Annotated in this window: 20 protein-coding genes and 1 pseudogene; 10 read left to right on the forward strand and 11 right to left on the reverse strand. The window is 57.6% G+C overall.

Going from position 1 to position 19,611, the window contains the following annotated elements:
- Positions 1-91 precede the first annotated feature (91 nt).
- Both CD58_RS17240 and CD58_RS17245 read left to right on the forward strand, forming a co-directional pair.
- Positions 92-550 carry a winged helix-turn-helix transcriptional regulator gene (locus tag CD58_RS17240; protein WP_025214248.1) on the forward strand — a complete coding sequence of 153 codons (459 nt, stop codon included), beginning with the start codon at positions 92-94 and terminating at the stop codon, positions 548-550.
- Positions 551-690: 140 nt separating this feature from the next.
- Entirely contained in the window at positions 691-2,373 is a 1,683-nt protein-coding gene (locus tag CD58_RS17245) for a diguanylate cyclase (RefSeq protein ID WP_158482158.1), read from the forward strand.
- 89 nt (positions 2,374-2,462) lie between these two features.
- Here the strand turns inward: CD58_RS17245 and map are convergent, their stop codons facing one another.
- Positions 2,463-3,269, reverse strand: coding sequence for a type I methionyl aminopeptidase (gene map, locus CD58_RS17250; RefSeq protein ID WP_025214250.1), 807 nt, complete (start codon positions 3,267-3,269; stop codon positions 2,463-2,465).
- A gap of 2 nt (positions 3,270-3,271) precedes the next feature.
- The gene (locus tag CD58_RS17255; protein ID WP_038436670.1) at positions 3,272-3,478 is read right to left on the reverse strand and encodes a ParD-like family protein; all 207 of its coding nucleotides are present in this window, start codon (positions 3,476-3,478) and stop codon (positions 3,272-3,274) included.
- Positions 3,479-3,782: 304 nt separating this feature from the next.
- On the opposite strand from CD58_RS17255, the gene CD58_RS17260 reads away from it, so the two are divergent.
- A complete protein-coding gene (locus CD58_RS17260; RefSeq protein ID WP_025214251.1) occupies positions 3,783-4,202 on the forward strand; it encodes an organic hydroperoxide resistance protein in 420 nt (139 codons plus the stop codon).
- 75 nt (positions 4,203-4,277) lie between these two features.
- Positions 4,278-5,048 carry an alpha/beta fold hydrolase gene (locus tag CD58_RS17265; protein WP_025214252.1) on the forward strand — a complete coding sequence of 257 codons (771 nt, stop codon included), beginning with the start codon at positions 4,278-4,280 and terminating at the stop codon, positions 5,046-5,048.
- Between the two features lie 87 nt (positions 5,049-5,135).
- Here CD58_RS17265 and CD58_RS17270 read toward each other — a convergent pair whose 3' ends face one another.
- Positions 5,136-5,999, reverse strand: a complete 864-nt coding sequence (locus CD58_RS17270; protein ID WP_025214253.1) for an alpha/beta fold hydrolase — start codon at positions 5,997-5,999, stop codon at positions 5,136-5,138.
- 175 nt (positions 6,000-6,174) lie between these two features.
- Between CD58_RS17270 and CD58_RS17275 the strand changes: the two genes are divergently transcribed.
- Positions 6,175-6,570, forward strand: a complete 396-nt coding sequence (locus CD58_RS17275) for an ester cyclase (RefSeq protein WP_025214254.1) — start codon at positions 6,175-6,177, stop codon at positions 6,568-6,570.
- Here the strand turns inward: CD58_RS17275 and CD58_RS29345 are convergent.
- Positions 6,549-7,193 carry an FUSC family protein gene (locus tag CD58_RS29345; protein ID WP_327205548.1) on the reverse strand — a complete coding sequence of 215 codons (645 nt, stop codon included), beginning with the start codon at positions 7,191-7,193 and terminating at the stop codon, positions 6,549-6,551. The genes CD58_RS17275 and CD58_RS29345 overlap by 22 nt on opposite strands.
- On the opposite strand from CD58_RS29345, the pseudogene CD58_RS17285 reads away from it, so the two are divergent.
- Positions 7,190-7,492: pseudogene (locus tag CD58_RS17285) on the forward strand (helix-turn-helix domain-containing protein); the annotation flags it as partial. The gene CD58_RS29345 and the pseudogene CD58_RS17285 overlap by 4 nt on opposite strands.
- A gap of 87 nt (positions 7,493-7,579) precedes the next feature.
- Positions 7,580-8,830, forward strand: coding sequence for an MFS transporter (locus CD58_RS17290; protein WP_025214257.1), 1,251 nt, complete (start codon positions 7,580-7,582; stop codon positions 8,828-8,830).
- A 154-nt stretch (positions 8,831-8,984) separates the two neighbouring features.
- Here CD58_RS17290 and CD58_RS17295 read toward each other — a convergent pair whose 3' ends face one another.
- The 6 genes from CD58_RS17295 to pstS all read right to left on the reverse strand — a co-directional run bounded on the left by CD58_RS17295 (position 8,985) and on the right by pstS (position 14,222).
- Complete coding sequence (locus CD58_RS17295; protein ID WP_038436672.1) at positions 8,985-9,617, reverse strand: hypothetical protein; 633 nt, start codon at positions 9,615-9,617, stop codon at positions 8,985-8,987.
- Complete coding sequence (locus tag CD58_RS17300; protein ID WP_025214259.1) at positions 9,617-10,315, reverse strand: hypothetical protein; 699 nt, start codon at positions 10,313-10,315, stop codon at positions 9,617-9,619. The genes CD58_RS17295 and CD58_RS17300 overlap by 1 nt, the downstream gene beginning before the upstream one ends.
- A gap of 93 nt (positions 10,316-10,408) precedes the next feature.
- Positions 10,409-11,170, reverse strand: coding sequence for a phosphate ABC transporter ATP-binding protein PstB (gene pstB / locus CD58_RS17305; protein WP_025214260.1), 762 nt, complete (start codon positions 11,168-11,170; stop codon positions 10,409-10,411).
- Between the two features lie 75 nt (positions 11,171-11,245).
- Positions 11,246-12,157, reverse strand: a complete 912-nt coding sequence (gene pstA, locus CD58_RS17310; protein WP_025214261.1) for a phosphate ABC transporter permease PstA — start codon at positions 12,155-12,157, stop codon at positions 11,246-11,248.
- Positions 12,157-13,122 carry a phosphate ABC transporter permease subunit PstC gene (gene pstC / locus CD58_RS17315; protein ID WP_025214262.1) on the reverse strand — a complete coding sequence of 322 codons (966 nt, stop codon included), beginning with the start codon at positions 13,120-13,122 and terminating at the stop codon, positions 12,157-12,159. The genes pstA and pstC overlap by 1 nt, the downstream gene beginning before the upstream one ends.
- A gap of 71 nt (positions 13,123-13,193) precedes the next feature.
- Positions 13,194-14,222, reverse strand: coding sequence for a phosphate ABC transporter substrate-binding protein PstS (gene pstS / locus CD58_RS17320; protein WP_025214263.1), 1,029 nt, complete (start codon positions 14,220-14,222; stop codon positions 13,194-13,196).
- Between the two features lie 185 nt (positions 14,223-14,407).
- Here pstS and ppk2 point away from each other — a divergent pair, with 185 nt between their 5' ends.
- A complete protein-coding gene (gene ppk2 / locus CD58_RS17325; protein ID WP_025214264.1) occupies positions 14,408-15,325 on the forward strand; it encodes a polyphosphate kinase 2 in 918 nt (305 codons plus the stop codon).
- Between the two features lie 437 nt (positions 15,326-15,762).
- On the opposite strand, the gene CD58_RS17330 is transcribed toward ppk2, so the two are convergent.
- On the reverse strand, positions 15,763-16,206 hold the full coding sequence (locus tag CD58_RS17330; RefSeq protein WP_025214265.1) for a PaaI family thioesterase: 444 nt from the start codon (positions 16,204-16,206) through the stop codon (positions 15,763-15,765).
- A gap of 420 nt (positions 16,207-16,626) precedes the next feature.
- Here CD58_RS17330 and CD58_RS17335 point away from each other — a divergent pair, with 420 nt between their 5' ends.
- Together CD58_RS17335 and CD58_RS17340 are read left to right on the forward strand one after the other, a co-directional pair.
- A complete protein-coding gene (locus CD58_RS17335) occupies positions 16,627-17,925 on the forward strand; it encodes an MFS transporter (RefSeq protein ID WP_025214266.1) in 1,299 nt (432 codons plus the stop codon).
- Between the two features lie 11 nt (positions 17,926-17,936).
- Entirely contained in the window at positions 17,937-19,610 is a 1,674-nt protein-coding gene (locus CD58_RS17340; protein WP_025214267.1) for a N,N-dimethylformamidase beta subunit family domain-containing protein, read from the forward strand.
- The last annotated feature ends 1 nt before the right edge of the window (position 19,611 follow it).

A 19,611-nucleotide genomic window follows, 5' to 3' on the forward strand; every position in this document is an offset into this window, starting at 1 on the left:
CTCCTGAAACCCGTTGCCTGTAAGATGAACAGATGCTGGCACGATTCGGCAGCGCTCATAAGAAGGCACACGTGTGATACCAGGGGGAGAAATGACCGATCATGAAACTCTTAGCCAGGCAGAAGCTATCTGCCAAACGCTTAGAGAAGATGATGATGGCGTCAGGCGCGAAGTCCTTGCTCACGCAGGTAGCCGCTGGTCATTGGGCATCCTGCATGCCTTGGGTGTGTACGGCAGCATGCGCCATGCCGAAATAAAAAGGCAGCTGGCCGGTGTAACACAGCGAATGTTGACCAAGACGCTACGCTCCCTGGAGCGTGATGGTCTACTGATTCGGCGAGCGTTCGATGAGATTCCGCCCCGTGTCGAGTACGAGCTGACTCCGCTGGGCATGGGGCTGTTGATCCGCATGTCCCCTATTTGGACTTGGGTCGTCGAAAACGTCGACGACTTCCGCAAGGCGCGTCGCACATTCGACAGCCAGGAGGGCAATAAACCTTCATGGCAAATCCCCACGCCGATTCCGGCAGCTCCAGAAGCGCCGGAGTAATCGTCAGCGTTGAACAGCATTGGTCGTTAGGTCCTTCAGCGGATAGGCCAATCTTTTGACCGTCTAACGGTTTTAGCGTAATACACCTACGCCATTAACCTTACTCGCCGATAACAATGAGAATCACATTGGAGCTGACGATGCCCCACCGCACGCCCAAACTTCTCATCGCGGCAGCCACTGCCACCTTGGTCATGTCCGTCACGGCTGCCGTAGGTCCGTTTACCCTGTTTTGGACGAACGAGACGCGCAACGAACGCAACCTGGTAGAAAAGCAGCTGGACAGCATTCGCACGGTGCAAGGTTTGCTCGTGGATGCGGAGACAGGTGAACGCGGGTATGCATTGACAGGGATGGAGACATTTCTTCGCCCTTATTACGTCGCCACGTCGCAGCTTCCGGGCGCGATCAAGATCCTTCGTGAAAACTATCGAAACGATCCATCCGATGAAATTTCCAAAGTGGAGGACTTCATCGAGAAGTCCACACTAAAGCTGGACCACCTGGACATGGTGATCAAGCTGCGCAGCACCCAAGGAGCTGCTGCGACGGTGGCCGAAATCGCGACGGGTAACGGCAAACAACTCATGGACCAGGTTCGCGACCTCGGGGGCGAGCTGATTCAAGCAGAAGTTGAGGAAGTTGGCGTTCTGGACAACCGGCTTAACGCCAACCTGCGTTGGGCCGTCGCCGTTTCCATTGCAAGCTTCCTGCTTACGCTTGTGCTGGGCCGTTTCATTTACGTGTCCATGCGTCAGACCATAAAACGCCAAGCCGAATCGACGGCTAGCGCGCTTTCTTCAAGCACCCAACTCAGCAAAAGCCTGAAAAACCTTGAGCGGCGCAATGCAGAGATAGGCTTGCTCGCAGAAATGGCCCGTCTACTCCAGACCGAGATGAGCCAAGAGGAAACACTTCAGCTGGTGAGCACTTATTGCCAGCAGTTACTGGAGGGCAGTAGCGGAACGCTGTACCTGTACCGCAATTCGGCTGATGCCCTGCAACCGGCCGCAAGCTGGGGCCACGTCGAGGCTCAACTAGACGCTCTCATCGGTCCCAAAGACTGTTGGGCCATACGTCGAGGCCATTCCCATGTGGTTGAACATCGCCATGAGCTGCGCTGCGCTCACTACTCAGATAAATCAGAGTTCGACGATGGCGACATTCACTGGTGCCTGCCGCTGATAGCCTATGGAGAAACACTGGGACTCTTACACATCCAGCATGCTGGCGGAAATGGCGATAAGGAAATCAGCCGCCAGTTTGCGGAAGCTGCCGCGGAGCAAACCGCGCTAGCGCTGGCGAACGGCAGGATGCGCCAGGTCCTGGAAGTCCAGTCGATTAAAGACCCGCTGACGGGTTTGTATAACCGTCGCTTCATGGAAGAGACACTCAAGCGCGAGCTCTCCAAAGCCACTCGAGACGCAGTGGACCTGAGTGTCATCATGCTCGACCTGGACAACTTCAAACAATTGAACGACATCCATGGTCATTCTGCTGGCGACGCGGTGCTGCGAAGCACTGCATCCTTGATCATGAAGTCAATCAGAGCCACCGATGTCGCCTGCCGGTTTGGTGGAGAAGAACTGATCATCATATTGCCGGATTGCTCCATTGAAGACGCTCTCCTGCGAGCCGAATCCATCCGAGATTCGCTGGAAAGCATGAGCCCTACGGATGGAATACAGACATTCAGCGTTACCGCATCCTTTGGCGTTGCCTCGACGACACGTAGCGGGACCGATCAAACCATATTGATGCAAACAGCGGACGCCGCACTGTATAAGGCCAAGCGCGAGGGGAAGAATCGCGTAGCCTCGTAGTCAGTCATACAGAGGTGAGAACATAAGCCGCCTCATAGCAACGAGCAGTCAAGCGGCAGGCCATCTTTCTCCGATCGCCGTCGCAACGCCTATATGCCCTTAGACAAAGCGCCCCTGACGCCCTCGCCTCGCACCCTCCCCAGCTCATCCGGGCGCAACGTCAACACCGAAACACCCAATGAAGTCACTGCCACGGTGTGTTCGAATTGCGCGGAAAGCGCTCCGTCCCGAGTCACGACAGTCCAACCATCAGCCTCGGTCCTGACATGACTCGTGCCTTGATTGAGCATGGGTTCGATGGTGAACACCATACCCTCACGCAGCACCAGGCCAGTTCCGGGCTTGCCGAAATGCAGTACCTGGGGTTCCTCATGCATCTCCTGGCCGATCCCATGGCCGCAGTATTCGCGCACCACAGAATAACCATTGCGCTTGGCATGGCGCTCGATGGCCGCCCCAATGTCACCCAGCCGCGCGCCTGGCCGCACCGCGCGGATACCCCGCCACATCGCATCGTAAGTGACCTCGACCAGGCGCCGGGCAGCGGCGCTGACCTCACCGATAAGGTAGGTCTTGCTGGAGTCGGCGATATAACCATTCTTTTCCAGGGTGATGTCGAGATTGACGATGTCGCCATCACGCAGAATTTTGGAAGGCGATGGCACACCGTGACAAACCACCTCGTTCACTGAGCAATTGAGTACGAACCCGTAGCCATATTGGCCTTTGCTCGCCGGTCGAGCCTTGAGGTCCTCGACGATATACCGCTCCACCATGGCATCGACCTGGAGTGTCGACATCCCCTTGAGCGCGGTTTTATCCAGCCGTTCGAACACAGACGCCAGGAGTCGGCCGGACTCCGCTAGCAGGGCTACCTGCTCCGGACTCTTGATCATGCTCAACTCACCACCAGTGGCTGGGCGCGCACGCCCGCGCTGTCGAGTTCACGGCGGATGACCTCGTTGAAGGTCAGTTCAGGATTCATCTCGCACAACATGCCTACCTTGATCCAGAAAGCGGCCTGCGCGTTGATGGAACGACAAGACACCTTCGTGGCCCGGCGCAGTTGGTCATGCAGTTCGTCGTCGATGTTCACGATGCCCATGGCTTTCACTCCATACGTTTCATATATGAATAGCATATGCTTCGCATATATAAAAACCAAGCGTAAATGTTCAATAGGGAGAGGCAAACCCGAAGCAGTAGCGGTTTTGGGTTCGGTACCGGCGAACGAGAACAAAAAAAACCTTTTAAAAAACAATTATTTATCTACCCCATAATTTATTTTTCAAAAATATCTTGCGCACTAACATTTTAGGCGATAACTTTATCTCAACTTCTTAGTGCGCAAACATTTAATGCGCACCCAAACACCCCAGCAGCATCTGGATCAATATCAGGAGCGAATCATGAAAGCACTCTATACCGCAGTAGCAACCGCCACCGGTGGCCGTGACGGCCGCGCTGTTTCGAGCGACGGCATCCTCGACGTGAAGCTGACCACGCCAAAAGAACTCGGTGGTGCTGGCGGCGAAGCCACCAACCCTGAACAGCTGTTCGCTGCTGGTTACTCGGCCTGCTTTATCGGCGCGCTGAAATTCGTCGCCAGCCAAAGCAAGCGCAGCATCCCCGCGGACGCCTCGATCACCGCCCATGTCGGCATCGGCCAGATCCCCGGTGGTTTCGGCCTCGACATCGACCTGCACATCAGCCTGCCCGGACTGGACCAAGCCGATGCCCAAGCGCTGGTCGACGCGGCCCATCAGGTCTGCCCTTACTCCAACGCCACCCGCGGCAATGTCGATGTGCGCCTGCACGTCGCCGTCTAACCCCGCTGGCCGCGTAGAACTCACTAATCACCAAACTTGGCAACCGCCCTTTTCTTCTCTTACAGGTAGTGACTCATGAAAAAGATTCTTTCTGGCTTGGCCTTCGCCACCGCTTTCGCAGCCGCTGGTTTTGCAAACGCTGCTGACGTCAAACCCACTGTGATCTTGGTACATGGCGCTTTCGCCGACTCGTCGAGCTGGAACGGCGTGGTCAAGATTCTGGAAAAGGACGGCTATCCAGTCATTGCGGCGGCGAACCCGCTGCGTGGCGTCAGCAGTGATGCACAATCGGTGGCAAGCATCGTCAAGAACATCAAGACACCGGTGGTTCTGGTCGGCCATTCCTATGGCGGTGCGGTGATCAGCGAGGCGGCATACGGCAATCAGAACGTGAAGGGCCTGGTGTATGTGGCGGCTTTCACCCCGGAAGCTGGCGAGACCGCGGCAGAACTGTCTGGACGATTCCCGGGCGGCACCCTCGCCTCGGCCTTGTCGGCGCCGGTCGAGTTGGCCGATGGCGGCAAGGATCTCTACATCCAGCAGGATAAATTCCACGACCAGTTCGCAGCCGATGTGCCTGAGGCTGAAGCGCGTCTGATGGCGGCTGGTCAACGTCCCATTACCGTCGCTGCGCTGAACGAAGCCGCCACGGATCCAGCATGGAAAACCATTCCGTCCTGGTTCGTGTACGGCGACAAGGATAAGAACATTCCCCCTCAGGCCATGGCGTTCATGGCGGAGCGTGCGCACTCCAAGCAGACCGTCGTGGTTAAAGGCGCCTCCCATGTGGTGATGGTTTCCAACCCGAAAGTGGTGGCTAATCTGATCGAGAAAGCTGCGCAATAATGCAATTGGCAACACGAGGCTCGCGCATGCGGGCCTTTTGCCGTTGCCTAAGTCACATTGAGCTTTTCGCCGGCCCGGTCGCAACGATCATCGCCCGGAGAAGAAAGCCTCCAATGCGCAAGCCAACTCGACCGGCGCCTCTTCAGCGATGTGATGACCGCTGTCAATGCCGGCGCCAGTGACTTTCTGTTCTGCCCACGGCGCCCAAACCGCAAGCACATCGCCATAGAGCTCCTCGAGGTCATCCTGCAACGACCACATAACGTGGAGCGGACATTGAAGCTTACGACCAGCCTTACGATCTTCCCTGTCATGCAGGTGGTCCAGCTCGATTCCTGCGCGGTAATCACCGAGCATCCCGATCACGGTTTCGGGATCGTGGATCGCAGCCTGAAAGTCCTCATAATTCTCTCGCCCCATCGCCTCTGCGTCTCCTCCGTACCAAGCCTTTGGGTTCGCGAGAATGGCCCTTTCTGGCTTGTCAGGTTGGGCATAGAAAAACCAGTGCCACCATTTGGATGCGAACCGCGCCCCACATCGTTCAAGCGCTTCCAGGATGGGCACGCCATCCAGGATGGCCAACTTCAGCACACGTGACGGATGGTCTAGCGCTGTACGAAAAGCAGCGTAACTGCCGCGGTCATGGCCCGCTAAGTAGAATTCATCGAACCCCAGGCTCTCCATGAGCGCGACGCAGTCCCGGCCCTTTGCTCGCTTCGAAAAAGCTTCGTAGTCATGAGGGTTCGTCGGCTTACTGGACCTGCCAAACCCTCTCAAGTCCGGGCAGACCACCGTAAAAGATCTAGCCAGCAGCGGTGCAACCTTATGCCAGGTGGTGTGCGTACGGGGGTGACCATGAAGCAACAATAATGGCGGGCCAGTACCACCGTAGCGAACGCGCAAGGTCGCCTCAGGCAAGCTGATCATTTCTAGCTGGAAACCTTCGAACATAATCACCCCGTGATGAGTGCTTTTCACTACACACAATAGATCAGGGTAGTGTTCAGGTACCGTTTACGCGGATATCTCTGCGTTTCGTCCCAAGGGTGAGCCTGACTTTGCTGTCAGCCTGACACTCGCTAAGATCGCAGAAGGCAAGAACAGACATGCAACGGAGAATCAGTCCATGACCTCGAACCTTGCAGAGCTTTATCGCGATTACATTGCCTGCCTGAACGCACAGGACTGGGGAAACCTAGCTCGTTTTGTGCACCCAGATGTAGTTCACAACGCGAGACCATTAGGGTTGCACGGCTATCGAAGCATGCTGGAAGCGGATTATCGGGCTATCCCCGACTTGCGCTTTGAAATCGAATTCTTGGTGACCGACCCACCTAGGTTGGCGGCTCGCCTGGCCTTCAATTGCACGCCGGTTGGGGAGTTCCTGGGCCTTGCGGTGAATGGGACACGGATCTCCTTCGCGGAAAACGTCTTCTACGCGTTCGAGGACGGCAGGATCCGCGAGGTCTGGTCGGTCATCGACAAGGTAGCGATCGAAGCTCAGCTCCAATCAGCGGCTTGATTGGCGAAATCGACGAAATTGTAAGAGGCGGTATCGCCGGTGCCCACCAAGGTATTGAACCCGATCAGGAATGTGCAGCACGGGCCCAGCACCGCCAGTAGCACGGGCCGTTGATCCCAACCGCTCAGATACCAGACCGCACCCGCGGCCAACGTGGCGAGCAGCGCCCTGATGCCGTTTCGCGCCGCATCTGCGTAATTGCGATGATATCCCACGGCACGTACCTGCTCCCGGCGAGCGTGATCGAGGCTGGAGAAGTTCAGCAAGGCCTCGCCCAAGTCCGCCAGTTGTTCGTCCAAGCATTCATTGAGCAACCGCGAGGGGTGGTTTGAGCCAGCGAGTTCATCCACCAAGCTACGCAGTTGCTCCACCGTATCGGCGGCGGCGCGAAAGTCGCAACGGACGTCGTTCATCCGTTCACTCAGTTGCCGCAATGCCGTGCTTATTCGAGCGAGCAACGTGGGGTCGATTCCGGGGTATGGGTCGTCGCTGTGCACATCGAGCACAGCGGACTGCAAATGCGCCAGGCCGGCCTGAATCGCCAACTGCCGGGAGCGAATCAGCGACGATTCCCCCCGCCCTATCCCCAGTTGGTCGTCCACCTTACCGATATCTAATTGCACGGCTGGCCAACGTGCTGCTCGAAGAGCTTGAACTGGCTCCCACGGAACAGCTTTACCTGCCTTTGCCCGCCTCAAACCAGCTTCGCACAATCGCCCGGGCGCTGGCGCAAGCCCCCTCCAACCGCGCCACCATGGCGAGCTGGGCACGGCATGTGGCCATGAGCGAACGCTCGCTGGCCCGACTGATAAAAAGCGAAACCGGACTTACCTTCGGTCAATGGCGCAAGCAATGGCAGATCATCGTCGCGTTGCAAAGCCTGGCCGAGGGGCAGTCGGTGCAGAGAACCGCTGAAGCGCTCGCCTGCTCGACATCCATAGTTCGACGCACCTCGAAGTGAGGAATGTGTCGAGCGAATAATCTATGGGCCAACATGGAGGAGATGGCGATGACACACACCCGCTTTTTTGGAAAAACCGTACTGGCCTGCACGTTCATCCTGGCGATTATCGGGTGGGGGGTCGGCTTCTATGGGCCGCCGATCTATATGCAAGCGGTCATGGAGCGCACGGGGTGGCCGATCGCCCAGGTCTCGACAGCCGTTACCTTGCACTTTCTCAGCGGCACGATTGTCATCGCCAACCTGCCACGACTTTACGCACGCTTCGGGATACCCGCCATCACCCTGCTGGGCAGCATCGTCCTGGGCATCGGCGTGAACATCTGGGCTCAAGCCAACCAACTATGGGTGCTGTATGCCGGCGCCGTCTGCTCGGGTATCGGCTGGGTGACACTGGGTGCCGCGGCCGTTAACACCCTGATCGCTCCGTGGTACGTCAAGGAAAGACCCAAGGCCCTGGGCAAGGCCTACAACGGTGCCAGCATGGGTGGCGTGATCTTTTCGCCGCTGTGGGTGTGGCTGATCGAGCGTTTCGGCTTTGCCACGGCGGCGCTGGTGATCAGCGTCGTTGCTGTGCTGCTCATCGGTGCCTTCGCCTTTCTGGTCTTCAACAAAAGCCCGGAAAGCGTGGGACAACATCCCGACAATGCAGACCAGCCGGAACCCGTGCCGATCAGCGCCAATGCCATGCCGTGGACCGCCATGCAGACGCTCCAGTCGGCCAGTTTCCGTACCCTGGCGGCCGGCATGTCCTTGGGGCTGTTCGCCCAGATCGGCTTGATTGCGCACCTGTACTCGATCCTGGCGGGACGCATGGGGGCGCATGACGCCTCATTCGCCATGGGCCTGGCCACCGCCAGTGCGATGGGCGGGCGATACGTCGCCGCACGCCTGATGATCCAAGGTATGAACCGCCGACAACTGGCGTGCCTCGGTTATGCTATCCAGATGCTGGGTACGCTGATGCTTCTTGGCCTGGACCTTCACCCGACAGTGGCCTGGGCGGCCGTGGTGTTGATCGGTTCGGGCATTGGCAATGCCACCTCCCTGCCGCCACTGATTGCACAGACCGAGTTCAGCCGTGAACAAACCGCCAGGGTGATCGCCCTGATGGTCGCGATCAGCCAGGCCACCTACGCCTTCGCCCCGGCATTTTTCGGCCTGGTGCGCTCTGCCTTCAGCGATCCGAATCACGCCATCGTCGCCGTCGTAACGGGAGCGGTCGTCGTGCAGGGGCTCGCCATTTTGTCGTTCTATCGGGGGGTAGCCGCTCGCCCTTTCAAGAGAACCGTTTTCTGACCTTATTGGCAACGTCGAGGTATTTCTCAGGCACAAAAAAGCCACTCATCCGAGTGGCTTTTTTCTGAATCTTAGAGCAGGAAACGAGACTCGTATCTGACGTCCGACTCGTTGAAACTCAGGGTATTTCTTTGCTTGCCGGTGCAGGAAAAGTCTAATTGAAAGCCTCCTCCCGTTGTTGCACCGACTCTTTCTGTCTGAACATTTGCTGCCAAGCGAGCTGCGCCTGGACAATGGCGACCGCATCCAGGACTTTCCGTGCCCAACGTTCATCCTCAGGATGCACCACGACAACGCGAAACCCGTGATCATGGCCTTCAATCCGCACGCCCTCGGAATCATCGACGTGCAGGTCGATATCGAATGCCGGCGGATACTTCGAAGGTGCATTCGACAGCCCATGCACCGTCAGGGCGCGGTTGTGCAGTACGCTGTTGACAACACCGTCGACGCGGATGCCGTACAGCAACAGCCAACGACGGATGTAGGACGGCGTGCGCCCGGACGACGTGTAGACCCAGATACTGCATCCCTGGCGACGTAACTCGCTGGTCAGCGAGCGGGTTCCCATACGCAACGGCTCACCCAACCAACGAAGGATACAGGCCGGCAGCTTGCTGTGTTCCACAGCGCAATGATGCAGTTGGCAAGCGAGCGTGTCGTCGATATCAAACGAAATCCGTATGCGCGGACGCCTGGACACCGACACCGGTACGACACCCCGGATGGCCTGCCCTACCCTGCTGCCGAAGGTTCGGTATTTGGCTAACGCTGGATGTTCGCTCATCAATGGCCACCTTGATAAATGGGCAAAGATTTGCCTTTGAGAAAAAAATTCATTTGATCGGGTGCCTGTTCCTCTAGGAACGCTGCGTATTTTTTCTTGATTTTGGGCAACTCGTACAATGCCTTGACTCCGTGCTTGGCGGAGTTGCGGATGACCGAAGACGGGTTGAAGTAGCCCTTGGCGTTTTCCAGCGTCAACACAAAAGGAGGCAAACCGGCGCGCATAAGCAGATAGCTGACGATGAGCGACCCAGTGCGGTTATTGCCTTCAATGAACAACTGCGGCTTGCTGAGGATACGTACATAGACGCCGGCTGCACGCTTCCAGACTGAATCGCTGCGATACGCGCAATACCAGTTGTACAAGTCCTTGATGCCCCCCTCAACGTTGTTGAAGAAATGCGCCTCGGTCGCTGCCAGGTGCTGGGTGTACTCCAATCGGCGGACCGGATCCCGGCCACAGAGCACCGTGGCATTGATCTCCAGCATCAGGTTCAGTTGCTGAAGGTCAAACAGGTCAACGCCGCGTGCAACATAGTCGTCAACCAATGCATAACCTTCAAGCACATTGTGTAGTACTTCGTCAGTCAGGGGATCGCGAGGCTCCGTGAAATGCCGGCTAAGCTCGGCGAAGCGGCTCTGCACTTCTCGCAATGCGCGTTCAATCGCTGGCAAATCAAGGCGATGCGTTACAGGCATTGATGCTCCTTGGAAACACTTGGTAAAAAGTCTACCGATGCCCGCCAAATCCGTTTGGCTTCTGCAGGTATACGGCCTTGACCAGGGTGTTGCTTAGCTGAACTTGCCGCTGATGTAATCGCCGGTCATCTGTTCTCGCGGGTTGTCGAAAATCTGCGTCGTCGGCCCCATCTCGACCAGATAACCGGTGCGCGTGCCTTGGGAAATATCCACGGAAAAAAACGCCGTGGTGTCAGCAACACGGATGGCTTGCTGCATATTGTGGGTGACCAGCGCGATGGTGTAGTCCTTCTTCAACTCGACCATCAATTCCTCGACCCGCCGGGTAGCGATCGGATCGAGTGCCGAACACGGCTCATCCAGCAGCAGCACTTCCGGCTCGGTCGCGATGGCACGGGCGATACACAGTCGTTGTTGCTGGCCACCGGAAAGAGACAGGCCGCTGACCTTGAGCTTGTCCTTGACTTCGTCCCACAGCGCGGCGCCTTGCAGCGCATGCTTGACCCGGTCCCCTATATCGCCCTTGTAGCGATTGAGGCGCAGGCCAAACGCGACGTTGTCGAAGATGCTCATCGAAAACGGGTTCGGCTGTTGAAACACCATGCCGATGTAGCGGCGCACGACAACCGGATCAACGCCCTTGCCGTAGACGTCCTGTCCAAGGAAATGCACGTGCCCCTCAAAACGGAAACCTTTCACCAGATCGTTCATCCGGTTGAGGCTGCGCAGCACGGTGCTTTTGCCACAGCCGGAAGGACCGATGAACCCGGTGATCTTGTTTTTCTCGATCGGCACATGGCTGTCACGTACGGCCATGAAGTTGCCGTAGAAAATCTTGTCCAGTTTGCAGTCCATGACTACAGGCGCCTGGGTGATAAACGGAGCTGCTATTTGCGCAGTGGATACGTTCAAGATCAGATGCTCCCGTTCTTAATACTTTGGCTTGCCGAAAATACGGCTGATGATGTTCACGAACAGCACGATCATCACCAGCACCAGTGAGGCCGCCCATGCGAGCTCGAGCTGGTTGTCGAAAGGCATGCCGGAGAAGTTGTAGATCAGCACCGCCAGTGAGGCAGTCGGGTTCATGACCTCGAGATTGCCCTGGTGGTAAATCCAGTAGTTGCTGAACAGCGCGGTAAACAGCAGCGGCGCGGTCTCGCCCGCGGCACGTGCCACAGCCAGCATGACGCCGGTCAGGATGGCCGGCATGCCCGTCGGCAAGACGATTTTCCAGATCACCTGCGAGCGGGTGCAGCCCATGCCATAGGCGGCATCCTTCATGATCTTGGGCACCATGCGCATCGACTCTTCCGCCGTCAGCACGACGATCGGCAGCATCAGCACGGCCAGCGCCACGCCACCCGCCGGCGCCGAATAGGTACCGGTGGTCATCACCACCAGGGCGTAAGCGAAAACCCCAGCCAGAATCGAAGGCAGCCCGGTGAGCATCTTGGCGGCAAAACGCGCGGCGTTCGCCAACTTGCTGTCCGGCCCCAACTCAGCCAGGAATATCGCTGCCATGATGCCGACCGGCACCGCGATCGCTGCCGCGATACCGACCATCACGAAGGTACCTGCCATCGCGTTGCCAAAGCCGCCGCCCATTTCGAAACCTGTCGGCGGCAGTTCGGTGAAGACTTCCAGGTTCAGGCGAGCACCGCCACGGGTGATCAGCATGTAGAGCACGGAAATCAGCGGCACGCTGGCCAGCAGCGCCCCCGCCCAGACCAGGGTGGTCAGGATCAGGCTGCGCAGCGCGCGGCCTTCGAACTTGCGCTGCAAGCTGGGCATCGCGCCCGCTGGCGCCGTCAAGTCTGTTGCTGCGGTGAGATCAGTCATCACTTATTACCCCGTTGGGCATACATCATGATCAACGAGCCGAAGATGTTCACGATGAGCGTAATCAACATCAGCACCAATGCGGCATACATCAACACCTCAATCTCGTTCGGCCCGGCTTCGGGGAAATTCAGCGCCAGCAAGGCCGCCAGTGTGTTGGCCGGTGCGAACAGAGAAAGGGAGATGTTGTTCGCGTTGCCTACCAGCATGGCCAACGCCATCGTTTCACCCAACGCGCGCCCCAAGCCCAGCACCAGGGAGCCGAAAATACCGGTGGCGGCGGATGGCACCATCACTTTGAGAATCGCTTCCCAGTGGGTTGTCCCCATACCGTAGGCGGCTTGCTTGGTTTTCATCGGTACGCCCGTGAGAGCGTCCTGCGAAACAGCGGCAATGGTCGGCAAAATCATGATGGCAAGCACCAGCGCCGCAGGGAGCAGCCCCGGCCCGCTCAGGGACGTGCCGAAGAACGGTATCCAGCCGAGCTCGCTGTTCAACCAGGTCGTCAGTGGACGAATCGCCGGGATCACCACGTAGATTCCCCACAGGCCATAGACAACGCTCGGGATGGCCGCGAGTAATTCGACAATGGTGCGAAAGATGGCTGCGAGCTTGGGCGGCAGGAAGTCCTGGGTCAGGAAGATCGCCATGCTGACGCCGAAAAACCCAGCGATCAACAACGCGATCAGTGCGCTGTAGAGCGTGCCCCAGATAGCCGGCAGGATGCCGTATTTGCCCTGGTTAACGTCCCAGACGGTTCCGAAAACCACGTCGAACCCGTGTTTCTCCATGCCGGGAAGCGCCTTGCGCCCCACCTCGAAGACAAGCGCAAATACCAGCGCAAGAATCAGGACCACCCCGATGCGCGCAAGCGCACGAAAGAGGCGATCAACCAGGAAATCCTTTGTCGAGGGTGGCTGGCAGGCAGAATCCGGATTAACCGGTACGACAAATGGTTTGTTCATTGGCTAGGTCCGGAGTGGGAGCTCTCTCTCGGCGTGGCTGATATGCACACACCGAGAGAGACCTCACGGCGTTACTGAATGTTGGCGGAGGCTTTGCGAACCTGCTCGACGACCGATTTCGGCAATGGGATATACCCCATCGAATCGGCGATTTTCTGCCCCTCGGTCAAGCTGTATTCGACCATTTCGCGCATGGCCTTGGCCTTGGCCGGATTGCCGTTGTCCTTGCGGAAAATCATCCAGGTGTAGGACGTGATCGGGTAGGACTTGGCACCGTCCGGATCAGGCAACCAGGCCACCAGGTTTTCCGGCATCTTCACCGCCGCCAGGGCCTCGGCACCGCTTTCGGCATTTGGCACGACGTACTGGCCGGCCTTGTTCTGCAGTTGGGCGAAGTCAACCTTGGCGAGCTTGGCGAAGCCGTATTCGATATAGCCAATCGCGCCCGGGGTCTGGCGCACGGTAGCCGTGACACCGTCGTTCTTCGGCGACTTGATGAACTTGTCGCTGGCCGGCCAGTTGACGGTGTTGCCCTCGCCCAGCGCCTGTTTGAAGTCTGGATTGATGGTTGCCAGGTGCTTGGTGAAGACTGCGGTCGTACCGCTGGAGTCCGCCCGCACGACAACCGTGATCGGCGTATCGGACAGTTTCAGGTCCGGGTTGGCAGCGACGATCTGCGGATCGTTCCAGCGCGTGATCTTGCCCAGGAAAATATTGGAATACACGTCGCGTGGCAGTTTGAGCCCCTTCGGATTACCCGGCAGGTTATAGGCCAGCACGATTTCCCCGGCGGTCATCGGCAACAACTGCACGCCTTCGGCGACCTTGGCGATATCTTCGTCTTTCATTGCCGAGTCGCTGGCGGCGAAATCCACGGTTTTGTTCAGGAAGTCCTGTACCCCCGCGCCACTGCCCTTGGATTGGTAGTCCACAGTCACACCGTCAGATTTCTTACTGAAATCCTTGAACCAGGTGAGGTAGATCGGTGCCGGGAAGCTGGCGCCGGAACCTGTCAGACGGACGTTCTCGGCAGCAAATACCGAGGTGGCACTTAGAGTAACCGCAGCGGCGAGTGCGGCAGACTTCATGAGACGTTTCATTCAGGGAATCCTTGTGATTGCGGGCTCCCGGAACTTTGCAGCAGCTTTGTTACACCTTTATGAAAGTTGAATGTCAAACAGCACGTTCGTCCCTCCTTTTCCCCGCAACAACCCATTTCGATGCAATGCCTTTGTAACAACTTGCGACTAAGACTTTGCCATCCCCCACGATGCGAGCTCCGCCCATGCCCTCTACCGCAGACAATTTGATACAGCGCATCCACCGAGAGCTGCTTGATCACAGTGACGAAGAGCTGGAACTGGAATTATCCGAAGACGGGCACGATCTGAATGCGCTTCTTGATGAGCATGTTGGGGAAAGCAGCGAGAAGGCTGCTCGAAGGCTCTACTTCAGCGAACTGTTCCGCCTGCAAGGCGAACTGGTAAAACTGCAGAGCTGGGTGGTCAAGACAGGCCACAAAGTCGTGATCCTGTTTGAAGGGCGTGATGCAGCCGGTAAAGGAGGGGTTATCAAGCGTATCACCCAACGACTCAACCCCCGGGTCTGTCGGGTCGCCGCCCTGCCCGCCCCCAACGACCGCGAACGGACGCAGTGGTACTTCCAGCGCTATGTCTCGCACCTGCCGGCAGCCGGTGAAATCGTTCTGTTCGACCGCAGCTGGTACAACCGCGCAGGCGTCGAACAAGTCATGGGTTTTTGCAATGAGGATCAGTACGAGGAGTTCTTCCGCAGCGTACCGGAGTTCGAGCGGATGCTCGCCCGCTCAGGCATCCAGCTGATCAAATACTGGTTCTCCATTTCCGATCAGGAACAGCACCTGCGCTTCCTCAGCCGTATCCACGACCCGCTCAAGCAATGGAAACTCAGCCCTATGGACCTGGAATCCCGCCGGCGCTGGGAGGCGTATACAAAGGCCAAGGAAATCATGCTTGAGCGCACCCATATCGCCGAGGCGCCATGGTGGGTGATACAAGCCGACGACAAGAAGAAGGCCAGACTCAACTGTATCCATCACCTGCTCGGCCAGATGGCCTATGAGGAAGTTGAACTCCCGGTGATTGAGCTACCGGAACGCGTCAGGCAAGAAGACTACTTCCGCAGTCCTACGCCGCCGGAAATCATCGTTCCTCAGGTTTATTGAGATACGCCAGGGGCGCCCAGCGCCAAGCGCCCCCTTTTCGCCTGACATGTTCCTGTCAGCCTCCCGTCACCCTGACGTCAGATCGTTCCGCCTAAAGTAACGCCAGGATTGCTCCTGCGGCGCCAGCGTGAACCTGCGGGAGCGAGCCTGCTCGCGCGGTAGAAAACCCCGGTCGCCTACGCGCTCAACTTCAAGGCGCGTGCCTGATGGGGGTCGCATTCGTGGCATCTGCTGAATTTGGTGTGACGGCGGCTGATCTGTGCCCGACGATCGCCCAACGACCCCGTTGGCCACTCGTCTCATGGCTGCCAGGGCACATCGCAGTACACTTGATCAACCCAACGGGCTGCATCGACGCAAGACCACCAAAAAATGCCAACTGGACATTGTTGGGCATCTGGACGCTACCGTCTTACGGTGCTTCTAAAATAGCAATTTCATACTTTCAGGGGGATATTTCGCATCGTAACCAGAGCGGTGGCGCAGAGGGTTTCCTTGCCTTGTTTCACGGCAAACAAATCGGCAGCCGCAATCGTGGTGGTGTTTGATGCATTGATGACTCTTCCCCTGGCCAGTAGTTTTTCACCATCAGCAGGGGCAATGAGTTTGACGGTGAAATCCGTAGTCATATTTATCCAGTCTGGAGGCAGAAGGGTTCCGGCGGCCGAACCTCCGGCGAAATCTGCCAATGCTCCGACGATACCACCTTGAAAGTAGCCATTATGCTGAGTGAGCTCTTTTCGCGCTGGTTGTTCGATTTCACAATGACCTGGCTTCAGATAATTGTAATGAAATCCCAGTAGTTTGGCCGCTGGCATACTGAGCACTGCGCCTTGGACGTGCTTATCAAAGTCGGGATTGCTTGCAGCGAAATCTTCCATGGTATTCACCTTCACCGCCTGCATTTATGAACGACTAACCTAGCCATCGCTTGAGTTTTTTATCGATAGATCCAAGGTTTCGATACTTAAATAAAGCGGTTGAATGCCTCCTGATAAACGATTGGCAAAGGGCACAAGCGTTGCCTCAGTAAGATTCATACCAACGCCCATTATGAGCGCATGTTCGTTCCGTTTTATTCAGTGGTAGTCAACCATTCATCTTTGTCTCTGAACACAACTACCGTCTCTCGGCGACAGCGAAGCTGTCAGTCAGCAACGCTCAATATGTTCAACGAGCACGCTGCGGGGTTTCGGACAAAACATCAAGACGATGGATCATAGATTGCCAGGATTCACCCGCCTAGACTCCGGTTTTGCAGCCCTTCTCTATCTTCGCCGATATCCATAATTGGAGATTACATGAATAATTCGACGTCCCATCAAGGACGCCTTAGGTCTTTACGCGCGGCCGCCGTGGGAAATGCTCTGGAGTGGTTCGACTGGACGCTCTATGCAACTTTCTCTGTCTATCTCGCGCGCAATTTGTTCGACAAGACCGACTCCCGCTCCGCGATGCTCGCCACTCTTGCAGTGTTCGCTGCTGGATTCATAGCCCGGCCTCTGGGCGGTTTTTTCTTTGGACGCCTCAGCGATGTCCTTGGACGTCGGGCCATTATGGTCATCACCATGATGCTGCTGGCGGCCAGTAGCCTGGGTATCGCACTCATTCCGAACTATCAGGACATTGGCCTCTACGCTTCGTCGGCACTGCTCGTCTTTAGACTTATACAAGGCCTTGCCCACGGGGGCGAAACGGGCGTTTCCTACACTTATGTGGCGGAGATTGCCCCTGCCAAGCACCGTGGTTTGTGGTCAAGTTCAGTGTACGTAGGCGTCACGCTGGGCGTCATGGGCGCGACGGCAGTCGCCGCCGCCCTAACCTGGCTACTGGGTGCCCAAGCCATGGGAGACTACGGCTGGCGTTTCGGTTTTGCCATCGGCGGGGTACTGGGTATTTATGCGCTGTTCCTGCGCCGCAGTGCCCAGGAGTCGCATGTATTCGAGCAGCAACGACAGCAGGCCCAACCACCCCGCAAGTTATCCAAGGGGGAAGTACTGCGGATGACTCGCAACATCGTGATGCTGGCTGCGGCCGCTAACGTGACCTATTACGCCTGGGTCACTTTTGGCGCTGCATCGGCCATCGCCCAGGGCATGGACGCGACCGGAGCATACATCGCCAGTTTGCTCGCACAGGTCATCTGCGTGTTCTGGTTGCCGGTTTGCGGAATGCTCTCTGATCGGGTAGGTCGCAAACCCATGGTGATCGCCTGGGGGGTCGGAGTGGTCGTGCTGACCTACCCCATCTCGATCATAGTCAACACCGAACCTTACACCTTGTTTCTTGCACAGGCGCTGGCGCTACTGGCCTGGGCTTCGATTGCAGCGATCTTTCCCGCCGTGCTTTCGGAACAAGTGCCAACGCAAACGCGGGCACAAAGTGTCGGGTTTGTCTCATCTGTATCGGTAGCCATTTTCGGCGGCACCGCTCCCTATCTGCATAGCTATCTCGTTGGCGTCGACCTTGAGTATCTGTACATCGGCTACCTGATAAGCCTGGGCCTGATCACCATCGCGGCAGGATATTTCATCGAAGAAACCGCGGGGATCGATCTCGCTGAAATCCGGGCACCAGGCGCTGGGTCAGCGGCGGTCTAGTGGAACAACCCATGCATTCAGGGCAATCTATGAATTCCAATAACTCCAAGCGAACTGCCGCTCGCGGCGAACGACCTGGCGCCGATATAACCGCCGCGGTGGCCTCTGGCCCACGCCAAGGCGCCAGGGAGATCTGGGTCGAAATTCCCGATGAGAAAGGCTCGGCCGCCGCGTGGTGCTATTCCGATCGCCGCGCCTACAGACCAGGCGAAACGGTGAGCCTGCATATGTCCTCGAACACCCCCTGGGTTGCGCTGAAGATCTATCGTGACGGCGCGGTGCCTCACACCGTTCATGAAACCGATCCACTCGCTGCAAGCTTTCATCCGGTGCCCGAACGTGCCTACGAGGTCGGCTGCCAATGGCCAGTATTTGCCCTATGGTCCATACCCTTGGACACCAAGCCAGGTGCCTATGTGGTGGAAGTGCGGGACAGTGCTGATGCCGTGCTCGGCCATCACCTATTCATCGTGAGGGCGATGCGCAAATGCCCCGAAGCATTGGTGCTGGTCGCAGCAACCTCCACTTGGGCCGCCTACAACGACTGGGGGGGCGCCAACCATTACTTCGGCATCCACCCCGGCACACCCCGCGGCCGCTCGCCTCTACTGTCAGCGCAACGCCCTTGGGCCCGCGGACAAGTCTGGCTGCCTGAAGACGCACCGCGCTCGATCAATGCATCGAGGCCGAGCAAACCGGGACCGGCGCGCTATGAATTCATCGAGTGGGCCTCTCTGCATGGCTTCAGCAAGTATTACGCCCTGGCCGGATGGGCGTCCTACGAACGCCCGTTTGTAGCATGGGCCGAAGGACTGGGCTATACGGTCGACATCGTGACTCAGGATGATCTGCATCACGACCCCGAGGCCTTGGACGGGTACGCCTGCGCGGTCTTTGTCGGTCACGATGAGTACTGGACGCGGGAAATGCGCGACAACGTCGAGGCATTTACTGAAGCAGGAGGAAAGATTGCGCGCTTCGCCGGTAACTTCATGTGGCAGATTCGCCTGGAGAATCGCGGCGAACGCCAAGTGGCCTACAAATATGACGCCGCTGAGCTGGATCCCGTCGCGGCAAGCCATGACATTACGCTCACTAGCGCCTGGGAGGATCCACGCGTAGGTCGACCTGGGGCCAGCACCTTTGGCGTCAATGCATTGCGCGGAATATACGGCAGCTTTGGGGGCATGGCCCCGCGCGGCCCGAGGGGCTTTACCGTGTTCAGGCCACAGCATTGGGCACTCGCCGATACCGGGCTGGGTTACGCTGATCTTTTCGGCGATGCAGCTAATATCTTCGGGTACGAGGTAGATGGCTTGGACTACACCTTCATCGATGGCCTTCCAGAACCTCTCGGCACGGATGGCGCACCGCCAGGGCTACAGATCCTTGCGATGGGTTGGGCGACTATCGCCGAGCACGGCCGGCCGCAGGATGCGTACTCGTTCATGCTAGGGGACGCAGATGCCAGGTTTCGTGCGTCACTGCTGGCGCCTGACATGAGTAATGCCAGCGTAAGCCAGCATAGTCGGGGGACTGGCATGCTCGTGCATTTCCAAAAAGGCAAAGGTGAGGTATTCACCGCTGCGTCCTGCGAGTGGGTCAATGGACTCAAGCTTGACGAGCACTCCACTGTGACCATCACCCGTAATGTGCTGGACCGTTTCTTACCCGCAAAAGAGTGAT

Origin of the sequence: Pseudomonas brassicacearum (assembly GCF_000585995.1) — a bacterium.
In the GTDB taxonomy this organism is placed as follows: domain Bacteria; phylum Pseudomonadota; class Gammaproteobacteria; order Pseudomonadales; family Pseudomonadaceae; genus Aquipseudomonas; species Aquipseudomonas brassicacearum_A.